The organism is Streptococcus sp. 53, assembly GCF_013276565.1.
In the GTDB taxonomy this organism is placed as follows: domain Bacteria; phylum Bacillota; class Bacilli; order Lactobacillales; family Streptococcaceae; genus Streptococcus.
Window position 1 is genome coordinate 16,424 of record NZ_VMLG01000001.1, and the last position, 20,631, is coordinate 37,054.

The following is a 20,631-nucleotide window of genomic DNA, read 5'->3' on the forward strand; positions in this document are numbered from 1 at the left end:
CATCAGCTATTTCACAGAAATTTATATTTTAAAGATAAGCTAGAATCATAATGTATAATCTAGGATATGCTTTGAAACAGATTCCTTTCCCATCTAAACCCTTATCTTCCTCATTTATTCCATAGCTTTTATCAATTTATACGTCTCCATAAAACGAAGACCTCGGGCTCCCTTACTCGCTGTGATTTCTTCATAGATATCACCCAAGGTGCAGGCAGGTGCTAAAGTCCACAGAGCATAATCTTCTAATATGACCTTACCAATCTTCTCAAATTTATCTAGTAAAAGCCCCAAATCCTTGTGATTAAACCAACAGTCAGTATCAATAGCATACTGTCTATTATTCATCTTGCAAGCAATCTCGCTATTCAAAAAATCCGTCATAGTGGGCTTATTCTTTTGTAGCAACCTTGTAAAGGCTAGGTGATATTCTATTTTTCTCGTACTTTGGTCGAGAGCTGAAACAAAACCGACTCCGTATTCATTTTCAAATTGAACCACAAGCACATCTCCTACTTTAAAGTACGGCTCCCTCTTTGTTTTTGCTTTGGGAACTTTAAGAGGTTTCGGATTGACACTTTGTAGCTGAATAGCTAGTTTATCAAGTACTTTCTGTCTTTGTTTCAATGCTTTGCTGTCAATTTCAAGCCAGAACTTATCCGCTCCTTTTTCGATAATTTTGAGAGTTTTATTTTTTATGTCTTCTGGTAAATGTCCAATCTTCCACAAGGAGTAGGCAAAGGCTGTCCAATAAATCTCAGTATAAAAATCATCTATACAAAAATTATTTTCATCATTTAAAATATCTTCGATTATCTTAGCAATATTTTCGCCGTTTTTATATCTTCCCACTATGGTGTTATAAATATCGTAAGCATCATCGCTGTCTATAATCTTTACTCCGTCTATTGCCATGGCAACCTCCTGATTATTCTTGGGTAGTTATTTTACAAAGGGCGAGATTCTCCAGTTCATCACTATCACCGATATAATTGTTTCAGCACGTATTGTTTATCTACATTTATGTATCTCTATCTGAACCTTGATGTGTTTACTATCTGTACTTTTTATCATAAATCGGCGGAAGATTAAAATACCTGTCTTCAATCTTGATTCGGGCACAGAGTAAGCCATCTTGATAGACATAGCCTTCAAATGGAGGGTATTTGTCCAAGCTTTCTAGGATGTCATCAGGCAAACATCTAAAATCATAATCCCTCAACGCCCCAGCACCAATCAATCTTTCAGTCAGATGTGCCTTGATTTCTTTTTCATATTTTTTAAGAAATGTTTCCCGTTCAATTTCAAAGAGAGCCCAATCACCTTCATCCAACTCATAATATCGGTCGTAGCCTGCAATCCAAGAGATATGAACACACAGTAGATGTTTTGCTATTTCTGGACAATAACCGATTGCAAACAAATTTTCCCTGTCGACTTGCCGATTTTCTATTGTGATATTTTGTATAAAGCGAGTCATAATAGTCTCCATTTTAAACATTGACTTAAGCAAACTTTCAATCTAAAAATCCCTTAGCTCGTCAAATACTTGTAACAGTTTTTCTTTATTGATATTGAATTCAGCTGGTATCAAATTTAAAAGATCAACAAGAGCAGTGTAGATGTCCTCCCGTTCGCTTGTTTCAATAAAACAGTTACGCTTGTCCATTTTATTAAAGCCTTCGGTATAAACTCTTACTAAGTCAGTGACTTGTTGCATCATTTCGTCAGCTGAACTCTTAACGAGCTTGCTAATACCAGCTCTCGTCTTTTTATATAGAGTAGCTGCCTTTTTTGCGTTTGCGGCTGAAATATTCTCTTGTCCATCCCATGAACGAAATGGATTGTTCAAGTTTTGTGCCAGCCATTCAGATTTTCTAGGTTTTTGAATCCAGAGATTTAGTCCCTTTTCTTGTTGTTTTTTATAATATGTTTTAGCTACTTTAGCGGCATCTTCGGGTAAGCTACTCATCCAAAACATGTTTAGTTTCGGTAAATCTTCTGGTCTAGGAATATCTTCTGCGGTAAAGCCAAACAGGTCGACGGTTGAAAAAACGGCTAGTTCTTTGAATTCTGATAATTTATAGAAATTACGGATGTTTCCTGGTTTTCCCCACAATCTCAATTCCCTAAGTTTAGGATAGCAACTCAAGACTTGTGCAAAATCGATTTCCAGAATACCTGAGCAATGTAGGGCCCCTAAATCTTTTAATCCCTGGACTATAGGCACAGATTTATGAAGCAGTAACCGTAAATTAGCTCCATTTTCTTTGGCTTGGATCTGACAGTTTTCGTTAAAGTCGCCAATTAAAATTAATTCTTCCAAATCATCGTTTAATTGAAGTTCCTTTACGCCGGTCATATCAAGGGTCAGTCTACGTAGATATGTATGAGAGAAATCTAACTTTGTTTGTTCATGGTTTTCAAGCTTTATCACATTCAAAAATGGATTGAACTGTAGATACTCGTATAAATTTTGAGGCCATTTGTTTAAGGTTAGTTCAGACAAGCAAGGGAAAACCTTCAATTCCAGAGCATCATCAAACTCTGTCAGTTTACTATTCAGATTTTGCCTAGAAATAGCACATTCTTCCCCTAGAAATAGGACCTTTTCCTTGCTCTTATCCGCCTTTTTAAAGAAGTCTCTTTTCTCTTTTGGTATTTCTTGCCATTTTAGTTGCCTATAAACGTCGTAGCCATTTTCCCAAGAAACCGCATATGCATTGGTGCTTTCAGTCGTTAAAGGTGATCTATTTCCGATAAAAATATAATTGGCTGGGACATTAATATCTACATAAATTAGGTGTAGGCCTCGTTCCCAGTACATAAAATCTTTGTAGAGTGGCTTCAATGAGGATAGTTCTTCTTCTTTAAGAGGTTGTTCTCCTACCCAGTCTAATGACAGAAGGATAGCCTTTAGCTTTTCTCCTTTCTCTTCTAACTTCGTTATTTGACAAGCTGTGTATTTTTTTAGATGGGTATTGTAAACGCAATAGACGTCTCCAGCTTTTGCGAACATATCAATTTCTCCTTAAATGTTTCTATAGTCCTTGGACAATTGAGATTTTTTATCAAATTAACTCTTCTTAATGGCGTTGAAACAGTTAAAGTTGATTCAAGATTTTACTTCAGATAGTTCTCTGGTCTATCAATAACTATGCCGGACTTCAATTCCAAAAAGTAATAATTTTTTAGGTTCCCATACTGTTCTAATCTAAACAAGTTGTATCTAGGACTTTGTTTAGTAATATTATACCATTTTTTTAGATAGGGGCAGTGGTTGGCTGGATTCTTCTCTTTATTTGAAAAGGAATGAAGCTAAAAAAACCAGACAGAGTCTGGCTTTGCATTATTTATATCTGAGAAGTATTTTAGAATAATTAAAGAATTTTATCAGCTCTGTCCACAGTAAAGAGGGCCACAGTCATCAGGATATCGACGAGTAAGAGAGCAGCTACAGCTGGTACCCAAGAGTGGAAAAGGTCAAAACTGTATCCAAAGAGGGTTGGCCCAAAGGCTGCTAGGATGTAGCCTCCTGTTTGAGATAAACCAGACAATTGGGCTGTCTTTTCAGGAGCGCTTGTCTTGAGTGAAAAGTTGACCATGAGATAAGGGAAGAGGGCGCTGGTTGCGGTTCCGATGAGGAGATGGATGGCAAGCCAGTAAAAGAAATTACCGACTGGGAAAAAGAGCATGGAAATGCCGACCACACCAGCCAGTGAGACCAGAGTGAGCATGAGCTGACGGTTGCGAGTAGATAAGCTGGTTGTCAGGCTTGGGATGGTCATTGAAAAAGGGATACTAATCAGAGAGAAGATAGAGGTCAGCAAGCCAGCTTCGTGACTAGATAGACCTGCATGGATAGCCATGGTAGGTAGCCAGGTCATCGCGGTGTAAAAGAGCAGGGATTGGAAACCTGCAAAGACAATCACTGCCCAGACCTGTTTGTTACGCATGACCTTTGTTTGGCTTTTTTGTTTGGTTTGTGGAGCCAGTCTGTGATTATAACGGTGATTTGGGAGCCAGACCAAAAAAGTTGCTAGACAGAGCAGGGTGAGGAGGATGATGAGTCCTTTCCAAGAACTGGCTTGTGTAATAGGCACGGCTAGATAGGAAGCCAGAGCCGTTGCAATCCCCATAGAAGTTACATATAAGGTAGTCAGAAAACCAATTTTCTTTGGTTGATTGGCTTGGATGAGACTAGGAAGCAGCACATTGATGACTGCGATACTTGCCCCAACCATCAAGGTTCCTAGATAGAGTAGGGGCAGATTGATTAGTCGAATGAGAGAACCGATGGTCAAGAAGAAGAGGCTGTAGGTGAAGAGATGCTCCAAGCCGATTTTCTGAGCCAGTCGGGTAGAAAAGAGCGAGAAGAGGGTAAACATGAGGAGGGGAAGGCTAGTCAAGACACCAAGTGAACTAACTTCTACTCCCAGCCCTTGCGAAATATCTCCCAAAATAATGGGTAGAACAGTAAAAGGAGTCCGCAAGGAAACACCAATCAGGATAATACCTGGAACAAAAAAGAGTGATTGTTTTTTCATATAATACCTCTTCTAACTGATTTTAATAACAGCTTATTTTAAGGCTTTTTCACTATAATGTCAAGTAAGGTTTCTGGCTTTCAAGATAAAAATGGGAAAGTCTTGAAAATTATGATAAAATAGTGGAAGGAAATTTATACATTGGAGAAAAACTGTGTCTGAAAAGCAAAAAATCAGCGTATTGATGTCGGTCTATATCAAGGAAAATCCGACATTTTTAAAGGATGCTATTGAGAGTGTTCAAAATCAGACCCTGAAACCGAGCGAATTGGTTCTGGTTGAGGATGGGCCTTTGACACCTGAGCTCTATCAGGTATTAGACCAGCTTGAAGCTGAGTCTGATATTCCAGTGAAACGCTATCCTCTTGAGCAGAATCAAGGTTTGGGTCTGGCTCTTCGACAGGGTGTTTTGCGGTGTCAGTATGATATTATTGCCCGTATGGATACGGATGATATAGCTGTTCCAGACCGTTTTGAGAAACAGGTTCAGCTAATGGAGAAGGACAAGCTCGACCTATTAGGTGGACACATTGCAGAATTTATTGACAATCCTGATGAGATTGTTTCTTACCGTCGTGTTCCAACTCAACATGCAGAGATTGTAGCTTATCAAAGGATGAGAAGTGCCTTTAACCACATGACTGTCATGTTCAAGAAGGACATGGTTCTCAAGGCAGGCAACTATGAGGATGGTCTTTATATGGAGGATGACCTCCTCTGGCTCAACATGATTGCTGCAGGAGCTAAGACTGGAAATCTGGATCAAATCTTGTGTCAGGTTCGTGTCGGAGCAGGGATGTTTGAGCGTCGTGGGGGACTGCGTTACCTCAAACTCTATCGTCAAGCTCGTCAGCGCATGCTGAACCGAGGGCAAATTTCTTACATGGAGTATGCCAAGAGTGTTGCCATTCAGATGGTTGTTGCTCTTTGTCCAGGATTTGTCAGACAGTTTATTTTTATGAAACTGTTACGAAAAAGCAAGTAAAAGATTGTAGCAAATCGTAAACTGGATAAAAAGTGTTATAATAACAATATAACTATCCAGCTCTTTTAAGGAGGAGTAAATTTCTATGAATAAAAAACTAACAGATTATGTGATTGATCTGGTGGAAATTTTAAATAAACAACAAAAGCAGGTTTTCTGGGGAATATTTGATATTTTCAGTATGGTGGTTTCCATCATTGTATCTTATATTTTATTTTACGGCTTGATTAATCCAGCACCTGTTGACTACATTATCTATACGAGTTTGGCCTTCTTGTTTTATCAATTGATGATTGCATTTTGGGGCTTGAACGCGAGTATTAGTCGTTACAGCAAGATTACGGATTTCATGAAAATCTTTTTTGGTGTGACTGCCAGCAGCGTCTTGTCATATAGTATCTGCTATGCCTTCTTGCCACTCTTCTCCATCCGTTTCATCATTCTCTTTATCTTGTTGAGTACCTTCCTGATTTTATTGCCACGGATTACTTGGCAGTTAATCTACTCCAGACGCAAAAAAGGCAGTGGCGATGGAGAACACCGTCGGACCTTCTTGATTGGTGCTGGTGATGGTGGGGCCCTCTTTATGGATAGTTACCAACATCCAACCAGTGATTTGGAACTTGTCGGCATTTTGGATAAGGATTCTAAGAAAAAGGGCCAAAAACTTGGTGGGATTCCTGTTTTGGGTTCATATGATGAATTGCCTGAATTAGCTAAACGCCATCAAATCGAGCGTGTTATCGTTGCGATTCCGTCGCTTGACCCGTCAGAATATGAGCGTATCTTGCAGATGTGTAATAAGCTGGGTGTAAAATGTTACAAGATGCCTAAGGTTGAAACTGTTGTTCAAGGACTTCACCAAGCAGCTACTGGCTTCCAAAAAATTGATATTACGGACCTTTTAGGTCGTCAGGAAATTCGTCTTGACGAATCGCGTCTGGGCGCAGAACTGACAGGTAAGACCATCTTAGTCACAGGGGCTGGTGGTTCAATCGGTTCTGAGATCTGTCGCCAAGTTAGCCGTTTCAATCCTGAACGCATTGTTTTGCTCGGTCATGGGGAAAATTCAATTTACCTTGTTTATCATGAATTGATTCGCAAATTCCAAGGGATTGATTATGTACCAGTGATTGCCGACATTCAAGACTATGATCGTTTGTTGCAAGTCTTTGAGCAGTACAAGCCAGCTATTGTTTATCATGCGGCAGCCCACAAGCACGTTCCTATGATGGAGCGCAATCCAAAAGAAGCCTTCAAAAACAATATCCATGGAACCTACAATGTTGCTAGGGCTGTTGATGAAGCCAAAGTACCTAAGATGGTTATGATTTCGACAGATAAGGCGGTAAATCCACCAAATGTTATGGGAGCAACCAAGCGCGTGGCGGAGTTGATTGTCACTGGTTTTAACCAACGTAGCCAATCAACCTACTGTGCAGTTCGTTTTGGGAATGTTCTTGGTAGCCGTGGTAGTGTGATTCCAGTCTTTGAACGTCAGATTGCTGAAGGTGGTCCTGTAACGGTCACAGACTTCCGCATGACCCGTTACTTTATGACTATTCCAGAAGCTAGCCGTCTGGTTATCCATGCTGGTGCTTATGCCAAGGATGGAGAAGTCTTTATCCTTGATATGGGTAAACCAGTCAAGATTTATGACTTGGCCAAGAAAATGGTCCTTCTAAGTGGACACACCGAAAGTGAAATTCCAATCGTTGAAGTTGGAATCCGTCCAGGTGAAAAACTCTACGAAGAACTCTTAGTATCAACCGAACTCGTTGATAACCAAGTTATGGATAAGATTTTCGTTGGTAAGGTTAATGTCATGCCTTTAGAATCCATCAATCAAAAAATTGAAGAGTTCCGCACTCTTAGTGGAGATGAGTTGAAGCAAGCTATTATCGCCTTTGCCAATCAAACAACCCACGTTGAATAAAAAAGAAAAACGCATATTATCAAGTTGTTCATATGAACTGCACCCCAAAAGTTAGATAGAAAAAATCTAACTTTTGGGGTATTTTATTATGAAATTAACTTATGATGATAAAGTTCAGATCTATGAACTTAGAAAACAAGGATATAGCTTAGAGAAGCTTTCAAATAAATTTGGGATAAACAATTCTAATATTAGGTACATGATTAAATTGATTGATCGTTACGGAATGGAGTTCGTCAAAAAAGGAAAAAATCGTTACTATTCTCCTGATTTAAAACAAGAAATGATTGATAAAGTCTTACGTGAAGGCTGGACTAAAGATAGAGTTTCTCTTGAATACGGCCTCCCAAGTCGTACGATACTTCTTAACTGGCTAGCACAATACAGGAAAAACGGGTATACTATTGTTGAGAAAACAAGAGGGAGAGTACCTAAAATGGGACGTAAGCCAAAAAAGAGACCTGAAGAGAGGACAGAATTAGAACGCTTTCAAGCAGAAAATGAGTACCTGAGAGCGGAGAATGCCATCCTAAAAAAGTTAAGAGAACTCCGATTGAAGGAGGAAAAAGAGAAAGAAGAAAGACAGAAATTGTTCAAGAACTAATGACTGAGTTTTCGTTAGATATTCTTCTAAAAGCCATTAAACTAGCTCGTTCGACCTACTACTATCACTTGAAACAACTAGACAAACCAGATAAGGACCAAGAGCTTAAAGCTGAAATTCAATCCATTTTTATCGAACACAAGGGAAATTATGGTTATCGTCGGATTTATTTAGAACTAAGAAATCGTGGTTATCTGGTAAATCATAAAAGAGTTCAACGCTTGATGAAAGTACTCAATTTACAAGCTAAAATGCGACAGAAACGAAAATATTCTTCTCATAAAGGAGATGTTGGCAAGAAGGCAGAGAATCTCATTCAACGTCAATTTGAAGGCTCTAAAACAATGGAAAAGTGCTACACAGATGTGACAGAATTTGCCATTCCAGCAAGTACCCAAAAGCTTTACTTATCACCTGTTTTAGATGGCTTTAATAGCGAAATTATCGCCTATAATCTTTCAACTTCACCCAACTTAGAACAAGTAAAAACAATGTTGGAACAGGCATTCACAGAGAAGCACTACGAGAATACGATTCTCCATAGTGACCAAGGCTGGCAATACCAGCATGCATCTTACCATCAATTTTTGGAGAGTAAGGGAATTCAAGCATCCATGTCACGTAAGGGTAACAGCCCAGACAATGGTATGATGGAGTCCTTCTTTGGCATTCTGAAATCGGAGATGTTTTATGGTTATGAGAAGTCATTTCAGTCGCTTAAGCAATTGGAACAAGCTATTGTAGACTATATTGATTACTACAACAATAAACGAATTAAGGTAAAACTAAAAGGACTTAGCCCTGTACAATACAGAACTAAATCCTTCGGATAAATTAATTGTCTAACTTTTGGGGGTCAGTACAATAAGAACCTTGGTAATATGCGTTTTGTTATGTAGAGACTTATACTCTTCGAAAATCTCTTCAAACCACGTCAACGTCGCCTTGCCGTATGTATATGTTACTGACTTCNNAACAGTGTTTTGAGCAGCCCGCAGCTAGTTTCCTAGTTTGCTCTTTGATTTTCATTGAGTATTACTTCATTTTCTTCTGAAATGGGGTTGTCACCCAGTCTATGTTATTGAAAATACGCCAAAACCTCTAAGGGTTTGTGGGCGATATAATCAGGTTGATAGTTTAGTAGATCTGCTTGCTCTCCAAATCCCCAAGTGACGGCCAATTTCTGAATGCCTGTTTCTTGAGCTCCCAGCATATCAAACTTGGTATCTCCGATGATGATGGCTTGTTCTGGTGCTAGTTGATGTGTCTGCAAGGCTTGGCGAATGACATCTGCTTTATGGGGTGCTTCAGGGCTGGAACCATAAATGCCATCAAAGAAATGATAGATTCCCAAGTTTTTAGTCATGTCTTGAGCGATTGGAGTATTCTTTGTAGTGGTGATATAAAGAGGGTAATTGCTCGATAACTTCTCAAGCAAGTCTACAATCTGAGGGAAAAGTTGAGCTTCATAGATGCCTTTTTCCTTGTAGTAAGATCGGTATATCTGCACAGCCTCAGAAATTTGTTCTTTGTTCAGGCAGGTCGCAAAACTACTTTCAAGAGGTGGTCCCATAAAACCACGAATCGTTTTGGCATCAGGGCTAGGCACTCCTAGCTCCTTAAAGGTATGGGAAAAGGCATTGTGAATCCCTATAGAACTGTCAACGAGGGTTCCATCCAGATCGAAAAAGATAGCTAAGATAGAGGTCATAGTTTCTCCTATTTGATAAGCTTATTCTCCGAAAATTTCTTTTTGGAGGCGACGACCAGTTGGGGTGGTAGCGAGTCCACCTTCAGCTGTTTCACGAAAGGCAGTTGGCATGCTTGAACCCACTTGGTACATGGCATCGATAACTTCATCCACAGGGATTTTAGATTCGATACCTGCCAAGGCCATGTCTGCTGCGATGAAAGCAAAGCTAGCTCCCATGGCATTACGTTTGACACAGGGAACTTCGACCAAACCGGCCACAGGGTCACAGATGAGGCCCAGCATGTTTTTAATGACAAAGGCAATAGCTTGACTGGCTTGATAGGGTTTTCCACCGGCAGCCAGAGTCAAGGCGGCAGCGCTCATAGCAGAGGCCGAACCAACCTCGGCCTGACAGCCACCTTCAGCACCTGAGATAGAGGCATTGTTTGCGATGACTAGTCCAAAGGCACCAGCAGCAAAGAGAAAATCCAGTTGTTGCTCATGGCTGAGGTCTAATTTTTCAATAGCAGCAGTGAGAACGGATGGCAGACAGCCAGCACTTCCAGCGGTTGGAGTGGCACAAACCAAGCCCATTTTGGCATTGTGTTCATTGACTGCGATGGCATTTCGGGCAGCCGAGAGAATCGTATAATCTGACAGAGTTTTTCCGTTTTCGATGTAGTGATCCAATTTGGCAGCATCTCCACCTGTCAGGCCACTACGAGATTTATTTTCATTGAGACCAAGTTGGACAGAGGCTTTCATGACTTCCAGATTGCGTTCCATGAGAAGGAAGACTTCTTCACGTTCGCGACCGGTCAATTCAAACTCTGTTGTAATCATGAGTTCTGCGACATTTCCTTGAAAGTCTAGTTCTGCCTGCTCGACCAATTCTTTGATAGAATAAAACATGCTTCCTCCTATTTAAAGAAATTGACATTGTGGAGATGAGGGATTTTTCGAATTTCTTCGATGGCCTCATCACAGTTGCGACTGTCAACTTCGATAATCATAATGGCTTTTTCACCAGCTTTTTCACGAGTGACATTCATCTGGGCGATATTGATACCATAGCGAGAAAGAGCCTCTGTTACGAGGGCAATCATACCTGGAATATCTTGATGAACAATGATGATAGTCGGTGTATTCATATTGAGAGAGACGGCAAAGCCATTGAGTTCGGTTACCTGAATATTTCCTCCACCTATAGAAATACCAGTCACGCTGATGGTCTTGTGAGCATTTTTGACGGTAATTTTAGTGGTGTTTGGATGAGGAGCATTACTGTCTTTCTGAATGGTCCAGACAATCTTAATGCCACGCTTGTGGGCAATCTCCAGACTGTTTGGGATTTCAGGATCATCTGTATCCATGCCCAAAATGCCTGCAACAAGGGCTAGGTCTGTTCCGTGACCACGATAGGTTTTGGCAAATGAGTTAAATAGTTGGAATTCGACTTCTGTCGGAGTATCATCAAAAATAGAAGAGACAATCTTCCCAATACGAACAGCGCCAGCGGTATGGCTACTAGATGGGCCAATCATAACTGGTCCGATGATATCAAAGACAGATTGAAAACGAAGTGATTTCATCAGTTTCCCCTTATAAAAATTCTTATCTCTATTATATCAAAGAATGAGGGTCTTGGCTTTAATTGTGGATGAAAACCTTTTTACACTACAAATAGCATAAAAATAGTATCTTTTATGACAAAAAAGACCTTATTTAGGGAAATAAAAAATAATTTTGTAATATTTCTACATAAAAGTGTCAAGAAACAGTAACATTTAAAGGGTATCATAGAACTATAGAAAGAAGGAGAATTTTCAAATATGAAATCAACAACTAAAAAGATTAAAACAACTCTTGCAGGAGTAGCTGCCTTGTTTGCAGTATTTGCTCCATCATTTGTATCTGCTCAAGAATCATCAACTTACACTGTTAAAGAAGGTGATACACTTTCAGAAATCGCTGAAACTCATAACACAACTGTTGAAAAATTGGCAGAAAACAACCACATTGATAACATTCATTTGATTTATGTTGGTCAAGAGTTGGTTATCGATGGCCCTGTAGCGCCTGCTACAACACCAGCGCCAGCTACTTATGCGGCACCAGCTGCTCAAGATGAGGCTGTTTCAGCTCCAGTGACAGAAACTACAGAAGTAGTGGAAGAAACTCCAGTAGCAAGCGAAGCAGTAGCAGAAGAAACAGTTGCTTCAACTGTAAGCGGATCTGAAGCAGAAGCCAAAGAATGGATCGCTCAAAAAGAATCAGGCGGTAGCTACACAGCTACAAACGGACGTTATATCGGACGTTACCAATTGACAGATTCATACTTGAACGGTGACTACTCAGCTGAAAACCAAGAACGTGTAGCAGATGCCTACGTTGCAGGACGTTACGGTTCATGGACAGCCGCTAAAAACTTCTGGCTTAACAATGGCTGGTATTAAGAAAATATAGAAAAGGAAGTCTCAATGGCTTTCTTTTTTGTTTACAAAGATGTTAACTTCACGCTCTAGCTCTGTTAGTAAGTGTTCATCTTCTACTAGTTTAGCTAAGGAGAGTCCATTCTCTATTAACTGAGCATCATTAGCACAAATGCCGATACGAATATAGGCAAACGCAAGTGTATCATACTGTTTGCTTGCTTTTGCCTCCTCTAAGAGAGTGTAGCAAAGCTGTTTGCAAAGCAACTTATCACCATTGTAAAGATAAAGAGTTGAGAGATTCAGAAGTAACATCATACGAAGCTGAAAGATAGAACTATAGTGTTTATAAACCTCTAGTCGTTCGAGAATTTTTCCGGTAATCTGATGAATATACTCTATAGGAAAAGCAAAGAGAATGGTATTAAGGACTTTGAGGTCGCTCTCATACCAAGTATCTTGTTTCTCAATCTTATCCCATAATCTATTTACAATGTTGTCAACCTTACTTGACAATTTTTCTATCCTATTTTCACGGATGTAGATAACGATTTCGAGCATATCTTGTAACTGCTGGATGGGGAAATCATGATGTGTTTTTAGATAATGTTGACATTTTTTGAGTAATTTACTTAAGTCGCTCGTACCACTAATAGAAGCCATTTTTAGAAAAGTCTGCATGATAGTTGATCGTTCACTTGGGTGGTAGAGATGGCAAATATAGTCAAACTCTTCAAAACTCATATTGATTTGACGGAGAAGAAACTCCATATTTTCATATTTAGGAGTTGCCTTACCACTTTCAATCTTTGATAGGCTGGTTCTTGAGAGAACATTTCCACAGACCTCTTCTTGGGTCAAACCTTTTGACTCACGTATTTCTTTATAAACATTTCCAAAATCGTAGCGCATGATTTCCTCCTTTTCGTGAAAAAAGTTAACAATAAATTGAAACTGATTAAAAATATTGTATCATAGTAATATAAAAAGTAGAAAAGAAATCTAAAATAAATTTGTGAAAAAGGTTAACAAATTTTACGACAAGGTATATTGTATTTTACAATCAAGATGATGAAGTACTAAGGAGGTATCAAATGTATAAAAAAGTATATCGTCTGTTGTTATTTATGTTATGGATGGCTATTTTCTTCCCTTGGGGATGGCTCTTATAAAATTTTGATTAAGTAAAAGAAAGGAAGGTGAGTCCAATGGACTACGATACTTGTTGATAAATTACTATAGCTGTTTTTACGGAACAGCTCTCGATAATAGGAGAAATAAATCATGAGAAAATTAGTTAAAATTGGTGTTGCATCTTTAATGGTATGTAGTATACTTGCTACTACAAATGCTTTAGCAGTATGGGTTGATGGTGGTCAATGGAACTATGGAGTAGGTTGGACAGGAACTTTTGGATATTCTGATTATTTACATTCTACTCGATCTCATACAGCAACTGTTAAAGATGGAAGTAAAATCTCTAAAGATCGTGCAGATGCTGAGGTATGGGCTCGGGCTTCAATCATCAAATTCCCACCAACGGGAATGGAATATTTCTATGGATTTTAATTAAAACTCTCCCTCCCCTTTTGGAGAGGGAGTTTCTTCACGGGAGGTATCTCTATGAAAAAAATCAGTCATCTTTGTATGCTCCTGCTCTTGCTGTGTACTACGTTTTTTGTCCTGAATGTAAATGTTACACGTGAAATAGTGCGGATTCAGGAGATGGGCAAGACAACCTATTCATTTGACTTGTACTTGAAAGATGTCACTAAACCGACAGAAACGATTCTCCAATTTTTTGAAGAGGTTGCAAATCAAGACAAGGTCTCTATTATCAAAGTAGATAATGGCGATGAAGCCGTCAAGGCTGGTGTTTTTAATAAGGAAACCTTCCCCTATCAGGAGTTCGGTCTGACTTCTCTTGATTTTTCAAAGAATGAGAAGGGGGTCTACAGCAACCAGGATCTTCCCAATAATCTAGGAACCATTCCCACCTTTTTAAAGGTGAAACTCATTCGACTCCAGACCTTCCAATCCTATATTGAGGATAAATCCCATACTGTAAATGGGCGCTACATGATTACCTCCAGCAAAGAGATAGATCGCGATACCATTCTACAAAAGTGGAGTGATTTTTTCCAGATAGATAAGACGATTTTATTAGAACCCACTTACCGAAGTCAGGTTGGAGTGCTAAATCAAGAGTTGTTACTATCTATCATTATCTTTATCTTGGCAATCTTGCTTGTGATTTTAATGACAGTTTATCAGCCGATGATGGAGATGAAACGAGTGGGGGTTCAAAAGTTACTTGGTTTCCAAAGTAGAGCGATTTTAGCTGGTTTTGTAAAGACTAATTTTTATCTTCTCTTGGGTGGAAGTCTTATCATTGACTTGGGACTATTTTTAGTGCTGGACTACAGACCAAAACTTCTGTTCCCAAGTTTACTCTTATCCCAATTTCTGCTTTTACAGTTGTATTTGTTCATCAGTTGGCTGACCTACCTGATGATTCAGAAAATGACAGTCAGTTCCATGTTGAAAGGTTTTTCATCTGTCAAACTTGGTCTCATCTTCAATTATGTGATGAAAATAGGGACAACTATTTTACTGACAGCCTTACTGATTGGGGTGGGCAGAAGTCTAGAACAAGAAAACAAAGAACTTGCTTATCAGCAACAGTGGGTAAGCCAAGGCAATTACCTGACCTTAGAAACCTTCAAACTCAATGATAATCTGTGGCAAGAAGAGCTAGCAGGCTCAGGGAAGGCATTGGATTATTTCTATCGATTTTATCAGGATTTGGTAGAAAAAACGCAGGCGGGCTATGTGCAGAGTAGCAGTCTTCCTGTAAAAAATTTTGTCCAATCAGAACAGATTCAGCAATATCAGTTAACAGATACGGTGGATGTTTACTATGCCAATCGCAATTTTCTAAAGAGCAAGGGATTCAAGCTACCAGATACCGGTATTAAAAAAGTTATTTTGATGCCAGCAAGTACGAAAGGTGAAGAAGATAAAAATCAGCTCTTGGGGAAGTTAATTGCCTTTCATTCGATGAAGTATGAAGAGCAGCAAAAACGAACGATAGAGGAGATGGATGTCGAGATTGCCTATTATGAAGGAGATTGGTCATTTTTCCCATATAGTGATAAGCGAAAGGAAAATCTCTCCAATCCAATTATTAGCTTGGTCAATGATTCTGATATGATGTGGGATGAGAAAGCCTCCCTGTCAACAACTGGCTTAAATAATCCGATGAAAATTGAAAATACAGAACAAAATCAAAAAGTGATTACAGAGTTAGTCGATAACTTATCTGATGGTAGCTATTTAAAATTTTCATCGATTCAAGCAATTCAAGAGGGGATAGTTGATACCTATCGGGATTCTGTTCGTAATTTTAACGTTCTTTTTGCCTTATTTGCTCTTCTCAGTATGATTGTCTCCTACTTTTTACTCGTTACTACTTTCTTGTTGAAGCGCAGGGATATTATTACCAAGAAGTTTATGGGGTGGAAACTGGTCGATCGCTACCGTCCTCTCCTCGTTCTGCTCTTGCTGGGCTATAGTCTGCCTCTTCTAGTCTTGATTTTCTTTGCCCATGCGCTCTTGCCACTCCTGCTGTTTGCAGGCTTTACATGTTTGGATATACTATTTGTGCTAGCCTTGGCTTCTAGGATGGAGAAAAGAAGTCTAGTAGAGTTATTGAAAGGGGGCATCTTATGATTGAGTTGGAAAATATTACCAAAACCATTGGGGGAAAAGTGATTTTGGATAACTTATCTCTCAGGATTGATCAGGGGGATTTGGTAGCCATTGTTGGCAAAAGTGGTAGTGGTAAGTCGACCTTGTTAAATTTATTGGGTTTGATAGATGGTGATTATAGCGGACGGTATGAGATTTTTGACCAGACAAATCTAGCGGTCAATTCTGCCAAGTCGCAAACAATAATCCGTGAACATATCTCTTATCTGTTTCAAAATTTTGCCCTGATTGATGATGAAACGGTCGAGTACAATCTCATGCTGGCGCTGAAATATGTGAAATTGTCCAAGAAAGACAAGCTCAAAAAGGTGGAAGAGATTTTAGAGAGAGTAGGTTTGTCAGCTACGTTGCATCAAAAGGTTTCCGAGTTATCTGGTGGGGAGCAACAACGAATTGCAGTTGCTAGAGCTATCTTAAAACCCAGTCAGCTGATTTTAGCCGATGAACCAACAGGTTCGCTGGATCCTGAAAATAGAGATTTGGTCTTGAAGTTTCTCTTAGAGATGAATCGCGAGGGGAAAACAGTTATTATTGTGACCCACGATGCTTATGTAGCCCAACAATGTCATCGGATCATTGAATTGGGCGAGGGGGAATGAGTCCGTTCAGCTCATTTTAACTGACTGAATACTCATGTTTTCCAAAGATAAATAGCATAAATACGCCTAGGAATGACATTTTTATGTAGTATTTCTAGGTTTTTTTGTTTCAAATTGAAAAATTTTTCAATTTAGGCTTGACAAACGATGAGGATAGGAGTATTATTTATACAACCAAAAAGAATAAACATAAAGGAGGCTTTGTTATGAATAAGATGAAGAAGGTGTTGATGACGATGTTTGGTTTAGTGATGCTCCCCCTACTATTTGCTTGTAGTAACAATCAATCGGCTGGAATTGAAGCTATCAAGTCCAAAGGAAAATTGGTTGTAGCCCTCAATCCAGATTTTGCTCCATTTGAATACCAAAAAGTGGTTGATGGGAAAAATCAGATTGTGGGTTCAGATATTGAATTAGCCAAGGCTATCGCAACAGAACTAGGTGTCGAATTGGAACTATCACCCATGAGTTTTGACAATGTACTGGCTAGTGTTCAATCAGGAAAAGCCGATCTTGCCATATCTGGTGTTTCTAAGACAGATGAACGGAGCAAGGTGTTTGACTTTTCAACTCCCTACTATACTTCAAAAAATAAGCTCATTGTCAAAAAATCTGATTTAGCCACTTATCAGTCTGTCAACGACTTGGCGCAGAAAAAGGTCGGAGCGCAGAAAGGTTCGATTCAAGAGACGATGGCGAAAGATTTGCTACAAAATTCATCCCTCGTATCTCTGCCTAAAAATGGGAATTTAATTACAGATTTAAAATCAGGACAAGTGGATGCCGTTATCTTTGAAGAACCAGTTGCCAAGGGATTTGTGGAAAATAATCCTGATTTAGCAATCGCAGACCTCAATTTTGAAAAAGAGCAAGATGATTCCTACGCGGTCGCCATGAAAAAAGATAGCAAGGAATTAAAAGAGGCAGTCGATAAAACCATTCAAAAGTTGAAGGAGTCTGGAGAATTAGACAAACTCATTGAGGATGCCTTTAAAGCGTCCATTGAAAAATAGAAAGAAGGAAAAGAATATGAGTAAAGAAAAAGTAATTTTGGCCTATTCTGGCGGTTTAGACACATCAGTTGCTATTACCTGGCTGAAGAAAGACTATGATGTTGTTGCAGTTTGTATGGATGTGGGTGAAGGGAAAGACTTAGATTTCATCCATGATAAGGCTCTCAAGGTTGGGGCAGTCGAATCTTATGTCATTGATGTCAAGGACGAATTTGCTACAGATTATGTGCTAGTAGCTCTCCAGTCACATGCCTACTATGAACAAAAGTACCCCTTGGTATCTGCCTTGAGCCGCCCTCTTATTTCTAAAAAATTGGTTGAAATAGCGCATCAGACAGGAGCGACTACAATTGCTCATGGTTGTACAGGTAAGGGGAATGACCAAGTACGTTTTGAAGTATCGATTGCAGCCTTGGATCCCAATTTAAAAGTGATTGCGCCAGTTCGTGAATGGAAATGGTCTCGGGAGGAAGAAATTCATTATGCTAAGGAAAATGGAGTACCTGTTCCTGCTGACCTTGACAATCCCTACTCTGTTGACCAAAATCTTTGGGGACGTGCTAATGAGTGTGGTGTTTTGGAAAATCCATGGAATCAGGCTCCAGAAGAAGCCTTTGGCATCACAACTTCTCCAGAGCAAGCTCCAGATACGCCAGAATACATTGAAATTGAGTTTAGTGAAGGTGTTCCAGTTTCTCTCAATGGAGAAGTGCTAAAATTGGCAGATTTGATTCAAAAACTCAATGAAATAGCTGGAAAACATGGGGTCGGACGGATTGACCACGTGGAAAATCGTTTGGTTGGGATTAAATCAAGAGAAATCTATGAGTGTCCAGGGGCAGTGACCTTGCTGACAGCTCATAAGGAAATTGAGGACTTGACGCTTGTGAGAGAAGTGGCTCATTTTAAACCAATCATAGAAAATGAATTATCAAATCTCATTTATAATGCTTTGTGGTTTAGTCCGGCTACACAAGCCTTGATTGCTTATATTAAAGAGACTCAAAAAGTTGTCAATGGGACTGCAAAAGTCAAACTCTATAAGGGAAGTGCTCAGGTCGTGGCTCGGAAATCACCAAATTCTCTTTACGATGAAAATTTGGCGACGTATACCAGTGCAGATACCTTTGACCAAGATGCAGCTGTTGGCTTTATTAAGTTGTGGGGACTTCCAACCAAGGTTCATTCTGAGGTTCAAAAAAGCGCCAAATAGGACGATTGACTAGAGAGGTGGATGTGATATGGCTAAGAATACAAAATTATGGGGTGGTCGCTTTGAAGGTACTGTCGAAGACTGGGTAGAGCGCTTTGGTGCGAGTATATCTTTTGACCAGAAATTAGCTAAATTTGATGTGATTGGTTCTTTAGCCCACGTTCAGATGTTGGGTCAGACGGGCATTTTGAGTTTGAATGAGTCAGAAAAGATTCAAGAAGGGTTGAAAGAGCTTTTAGAAGAGCTAGAGGCAGGCCAACTTGACTTTGATATCGGAAACGAAGATATTCATATGAATATGGAAGTGTTACTGACAGAAAAAATTGGTCCCCTTGCAGGGAAGCTACATACAGCTCGTTCTCGAAATGACCAAGTTGCGACAGATATGCACTTGTATCTCAAGGAGCAACTAGGTCATGTCCTAGATAAACTAGCTCATCTCAAAGGTGTTTTATTAGACTTGGCGGAAAATCATGTGGAGACGATCATGCCAGGCTATACCCATCTGCAACATGCCCAGCCTATTAGTTTTGCCCACCACCTGATGGCTTACTACAATATGTTTCAAAGAGACAGTGAACGTTTTGAATTTAACCAGAAGCATACAGACCTATGCCCTCTAGGTGCGGCAGCTCTGGCAGGAACGACTTTCCCCATTGATCGCCAATTGTCTAGCGATTTGTTAGAGTTTAAGCAACCTTATACAAATTCTTTGGATGCTGTTAGTGACCGCGATTTTATCTTAGAATTTCTATCAAATGCCAGCATACTCATGATGCACATGAGCCGTTTTTGTGAAGAAATGATCAATTGGTGTAGTTTTGAGTACCAATTCATTACCTTGTCGGATACGTTTACAACAGGTTCCTCTATTATGCCCCAAAAGAAAAATCCAGATATGGCTGAGTTGATTCGAGGAAAGACTGGTAGAGTCTATGGGAATCTGTTTGGACTGTTGACAGTCATGAAGTCCTTGCCTTTAGCTTATAATAAGGATCTGCAAGAGGATAAGGAAGGAATGTTTGACACGGTCGAAACGATTTTAAATTCCCTCGATGTATTGGCAGGTATGTTATCTAGTTTGCAGGTAAACAAGGAAAAAATGCAAGAGTCTACAGAGAAGGACTTTTCAAATGCGACTGAGTTGGCAGATTATTTGGCAGGGAAAGGCTTGCCATTTAGAGAAGCTCATGAGGTTGTAGGAAGATTAGTGTTAGACTCTATCAAGTCTGCTAAAAATATTCAAGATTGGACTTTGGAGGAATTACAAACCTATCATTCCCTCATTACCGAGGATATTTATGTCTACTTGCAACCTAAAACTGCTGTTCAAAGACGAAATTCCTTGGGGGGTACAGGGTTTGACCAAGTGAAATACCAGATTGCAGTTGCTAAGAAAGCGAATGAAGCTAAAAAGTGCTAGATTGATAGGTTTAGAATAAGAGGTTGGTCGATTGACAGCCTCTTTCTTGTCTTCTCCAACCAAGCATGTTATAATGAATACTGCTCAAGCGACCTTCAATCGTTAAAGCACACACGACCTTCAATCGTGAACTAGTCATTTCGTTTATCTTTTATTACGTCGTTAACTCGAAATGAGATGCAAGCTGAGCTTGTCTGATTTATAACCTCAATCAGTCTCCCAGACTAATTGAGCGAACTCAAGTTATGCCTGCGACTCGTTGCCTATCATATTTCCATTTTAAGATGATAGGCTAAAATGGTCTCCAGACCATTTTACTACTAAAAGCAAACGAAATGACTGTACTCAAATAAATTCTATTGAAAGTCATAGTAAATAGAATTTTGAGGGGTATAAATAAACGAATAGATGGGAG

The 20,631-nt window shown here is 39.5% G+C and carries 18 protein-coding genes and 1 pseudogene; 11 read left to right on the top strand and 8 right to left on the bottom strand.

The window, feature by feature from the left end; all coding sequences use genetic code 11:
* Nucleotides 1-114 precede the first annotated feature (114 nt).
* The 4 genes from HT722_RS00070 to HT722_RS00085 form a co-directional block, all read right to left on the bottom strand.
* Nucleotides 115-915: a hypothetical protein gene (locus tag HT722_RS00070; protein WP_173276945.1), complete on the bottom strand. Its 801-nt coding sequence runs from the start codon at nt 913-915 to the stop codon at nt 115-117.
* Nucleotides 916-1,054: 139 nt separating this feature from the next.
* Entirely contained in the window at nt 1,055-1,480 is a 426-nt protein-coding gene (locus HT722_RS00075) for a hypothetical protein (RefSeq protein WP_173276946.1), read from the bottom strand.
* A 42-nt stretch (nt 1,481-1,522) separates the two neighbouring features.
* On the bottom strand, nt 1,523-3,019 hold the full coding sequence (locus HT722_RS00080; RefSeq protein WP_173276947.1) for a gliding motility protein: 1,497 nt from the start codon (nt 3,017-3,019) through the stop codon (nt 1,523-1,525).
* A 361-nt stretch (nt 3,020-3,380) separates the two neighbouring features.
* Nucleotides 3,381-4,547 (bottom strand): MFS transporter, encoded by a 1,167-nt coding sequence (locus HT722_RS00085; RefSeq protein WP_049539866.1) that lies wholly within the window; start codon nt 4,545-4,547, stop codon nt 3,381-3,383.
* A gap of 57 nt (nt 4,548-4,604) precedes the next feature.
* Here HT722_RS00085 and HT722_RS10700 point away from each other — a divergent pair.
* The 4 genes and pseudogenes from HT722_RS10700 to HT722_RS00100 all read left to right on the top strand — a co-directional run.
* Nucleotides 4,605-4,752 (top strand): annotated as a pseudogene (locus HT722_RS10700) (glycosyltransferase family 2 protein); the annotation flags it as partial.
* The gene (locus HT722_RS00090) at nt 4,732-5,532 is read left to right on the top strand and encodes a glycosyltransferase (protein ID WP_188110331.1); all 801 of its coding nucleotides are present in this window, start codon (nt 4,732-4,734) and stop codon (nt 5,530-5,532) included. The pseudogene HT722_RS10700 and the gene HT722_RS00090, both read left to right, overlap by 21 nt.
* Nucleotides 5,533-5,617: 85 nt before the next feature.
* Nucleotides 5,618-7,468, top strand: a complete 1,851-nt coding sequence (locus HT722_RS00095) for a nucleoside-diphosphate sugar epimerase/dehydratase (RefSeq protein WP_173276949.1) — start codon at nt 5,618-5,620, stop codon at nt 7,466-7,468.
* Nucleotides 7,469-7,556: 88 nt separating this feature from the next.
* Nucleotides 7,557-8,905 (top strand): IS3 family transposase gene (locus HT722_RS00100; protein WP_173276950.1). Its coding sequence is split into 2 segments (ribosomal slippage): nt 7,557-7,998 and nt 7,998-8,905, totalling 1,350 coding nucleotides; the frame shifts between segments, so codons are not numbered across the junction.
* Between the two features lie 245 nt (nt 8,906-9,150).
* Here HT722_RS00100 and HT722_RS00105 read toward each other — a convergent pair.
* From HT722_RS00105 to sdaAB, 3 genes are read right to left on the bottom strand one after another with little or no spacing between them, the layout of a single operon-like run.
* Nucleotides 9,151-9,783 (bottom strand): HAD family hydrolase, encoded by a 633-nt coding sequence (locus tag HT722_RS00105; protein WP_173276951.1) that lies wholly within the window; start codon nt 9,781-9,783, stop codon nt 9,151-9,153.
* 21 nt (nt 9,784-9,804) lie between these two features.
* Nucleotides 9,805-10,677, bottom strand: coding sequence for an L-serine ammonia-lyase, iron-sulfur-dependent, subunit alpha (gene sdaAA / locus HT722_RS00110; RefSeq protein ID WP_173276952.1), 873 nt, complete (start codon nt 10,675-10,677; stop codon nt 9,805-9,807).
* 8 nt (nt 10,678-10,685) lie between these two features.
* Complete coding sequence (gene sdaAB / locus HT722_RS00115; protein WP_000838912.1) at nt 10,686-11,357, bottom strand: L-serine ammonia-lyase, iron-sulfur-dependent subunit beta; 672 nt, start codon at nt 11,355-11,357, stop codon at nt 10,686-10,688.
* 240 nt (nt 11,358-11,597) lie between these two features.
* On the opposite strand from sdaAB, the gene HT722_RS00120 reads away from it, so the two are divergent.
* Nucleotides 11,598-12,221, top strand: a complete 624-nt coding sequence (locus tag HT722_RS00120) for a LysM domain-containing protein (RefSeq protein WP_173276953.1) — start codon at nt 11,598-11,600, stop codon at nt 12,219-12,221.
* Between the two features lie 21 nt (nt 12,222-12,242).
* Here HT722_RS00120 and HT722_RS00125 read toward each other — a convergent pair whose 3' ends face one another.
* Nucleotides 12,243-13,109, bottom strand: coding sequence for a helix-turn-helix transcriptional regulator (locus HT722_RS00125; protein WP_173276954.1), 867 nt, complete (start codon nt 13,107-13,109; stop codon nt 12,243-12,245).
* 372 nt (nt 13,110-13,481) lie between these two features.
* Between HT722_RS00125 and HT722_RS00130 the strand changes: the two genes are divergently transcribed.
* The 6 genes from HT722_RS00130 to argH all read left to right on the top strand — a co-directional run bounded on the left by HT722_RS00130 (nt 13,482) and on the right by argH (nt 20,216).
* Nucleotides 13,482-13,766 (top strand): lactococcin 972 family bacteriocin, encoded by a 285-nt coding sequence (locus HT722_RS00130; RefSeq protein WP_173276955.1) that lies wholly within the window; start codon nt 13,482-13,484, stop codon nt 13,764-13,766.
* Between the two features lie 54 nt (nt 13,767-13,820).
* On the top strand, nt 13,821-15,929 hold the full coding sequence (locus HT722_RS00135; RefSeq protein ID WP_173276956.1) for a bacteriocin-associated integral membrane family protein: 2,109 nt from the start codon (nt 13,821-13,823) through the stop codon (nt 15,927-15,929).
* Complete coding sequence (locus tag HT722_RS00140) at nt 15,926-16,567, top strand: ABC transporter ATP-binding protein (RefSeq protein ID WP_173276957.1); 642 nt, start codon at nt 15,926-15,928, stop codon at nt 16,565-16,567. Before HT722_RS00135 ends, HT722_RS00140 begins: the two co-directional genes overlap by 4 nt.
* Before the next feature lie 206 nt (nt 16,568-16,773).
* On the top strand, nt 16,774-17,580 hold the full coding sequence (locus HT722_RS00145; protein ID WP_001038480.1) for an ABC transporter substrate-binding protein: 807 nt from the start codon (nt 16,774-16,776) through the stop codon (nt 17,578-17,580).
* Nucleotides 17,581-17,596: 16 nt separating this feature from the next.
* On the top strand, nt 17,597-18,793 hold the full coding sequence (locus tag HT722_RS00150; protein WP_138703219.1) for an argininosuccinate synthase: 1,197 nt from the start codon (nt 17,597-17,599) through the stop codon (nt 18,791-18,793).
* Between the two features lie 28 nt (nt 18,794-18,821).
* Nucleotides 18,822-20,216 carry an argininosuccinate lyase gene (gene argH, locus HT722_RS00155; RefSeq protein ID WP_173276958.1) on the top strand — a complete coding sequence of 465 codons (1,395 nt, stop codon included), beginning with the start codon at nt 18,822-18,824 and terminating at the stop codon, nt 20,214-20,216.
* The last annotated feature ends 415 nt before the right edge of the window (nt 20,217-20,631 follow it).

What these genes read in the sequence shown, in the direction of transcription:
- HT722_RS00120 (WP_173276953.1), top strand. Translation starts at nt 11,598, where the DNA reads ATGAAATCAACAACTAAAAAGATTAAAACAACTCTTGCAGGAGTAGCT.
- HT722_RS00105 (WP_173276951.1), bottom strand. Translation starts at nt 9,783, where the DNA reads ATGACCTCTATCTTAGCTATCTTTTTCGATCTGGATGGAACCCTCGTT.
- HT722_RS00150 (WP_138703219.1), top strand. Translation starts at nt 17,597, where the DNA reads ATGAGTAAAGAAAAAGTAATTTTGGCCTATTCTGGCGGTTTAGACACA.
- HT722_RS00140 (WP_173276957.1), top strand. Translation starts at nt 15,926, where the DNA reads ATGATTGAGTTGGAAAATATTACCAAAACCATTGGGGGAAAAGTGATT.
- sdaAA (WP_173276952.1), bottom strand. Translation starts at nt 10,677, where the DNA reads ATGTTTTATTCTATCAAAGAATTGGTCGAGCAGGCAGAACTAGACTTT.
- HT722_RS00070 (WP_173276945.1), bottom strand. Translation starts at nt 915, where the DNA reads ATGGCAATAGACGGAGTAAAGATTATAGACAGCGATGATGCTTACGAT.
- HT722_RS00085 (WP_049539866.1), bottom strand. Translation starts at nt 4,547, where the DNA reads ATGAAAAAACAATCACTCTTTTTTGTTCCAGGTATTATCCTGATTGGT.
- argH (WP_173276958.1), top strand. Translation starts at nt 18,822, where the DNA reads ATGGCTAAGAATACAAAATTATGGGGTGGTCGCTTTGAAGGTACTGTC.
- HT722_RS00090 (WP_188110331.1), top strand. Translation starts at nt 4,732, where the DNA reads ATGTCGGTCTATATCAAGGAAAATCCGACATTTTTAAAGGATGCTATT.
- HT722_RS00145 (WP_001038480.1), top strand. Translation starts at nt 16,774, where the DNA reads ATGAATAAGATGAAGAAGGTGTTGATGACGATGTTTGGTTTAGTGATG.
- HT722_RS00080 (WP_173276947.1), bottom strand. Translation starts at nt 3,019, where the DNA reads ATGTTCGCAAAAGCTGGAGACGTCTATTGCGTTTACAATACCCATCTA.
- HT722_RS00130 (WP_173276955.1), top strand. Translation starts at nt 13,482, where the DNA reads ATGAGAAAATTAGTTAAAATTGGTGTTGCATCTTTAATGGTATGTAGT.
- HT722_RS00125 (WP_173276954.1), bottom strand. Translation starts at nt 13,109, where the DNA reads ATGCGCTACGATTTTGGAAATGTTTATAAAGAAATACGTGAGTCAAAA.
- HT722_RS00075 (WP_173276946.1), bottom strand. Translation starts at nt 1,480, where the DNA reads ATGACTCGCTTTATACAAAATATCACAATAGAAAATCGGCAAGTCGAC.
- HT722_RS00095 (WP_173276949.1), top strand. Translation starts at nt 5,618, where the DNA reads ATGAATAAAAAACTAACAGATTATGTGATTGATCTGGTGGAAATTTTA.
- sdaAB (WP_000838912.1), bottom strand. Translation starts at nt 11,357, where the DNA reads ATGAAATCACTTCGTTTTCAATCTGTCTTTGATATCATCGGACCAGTT.
- HT722_RS00135 (WP_173276956.1), top strand. Translation starts at nt 13,821, where the DNA reads ATGAAAAAAATCAGTCATCTTTGTATGCTCCTGCTCTTGCTGTGTACT.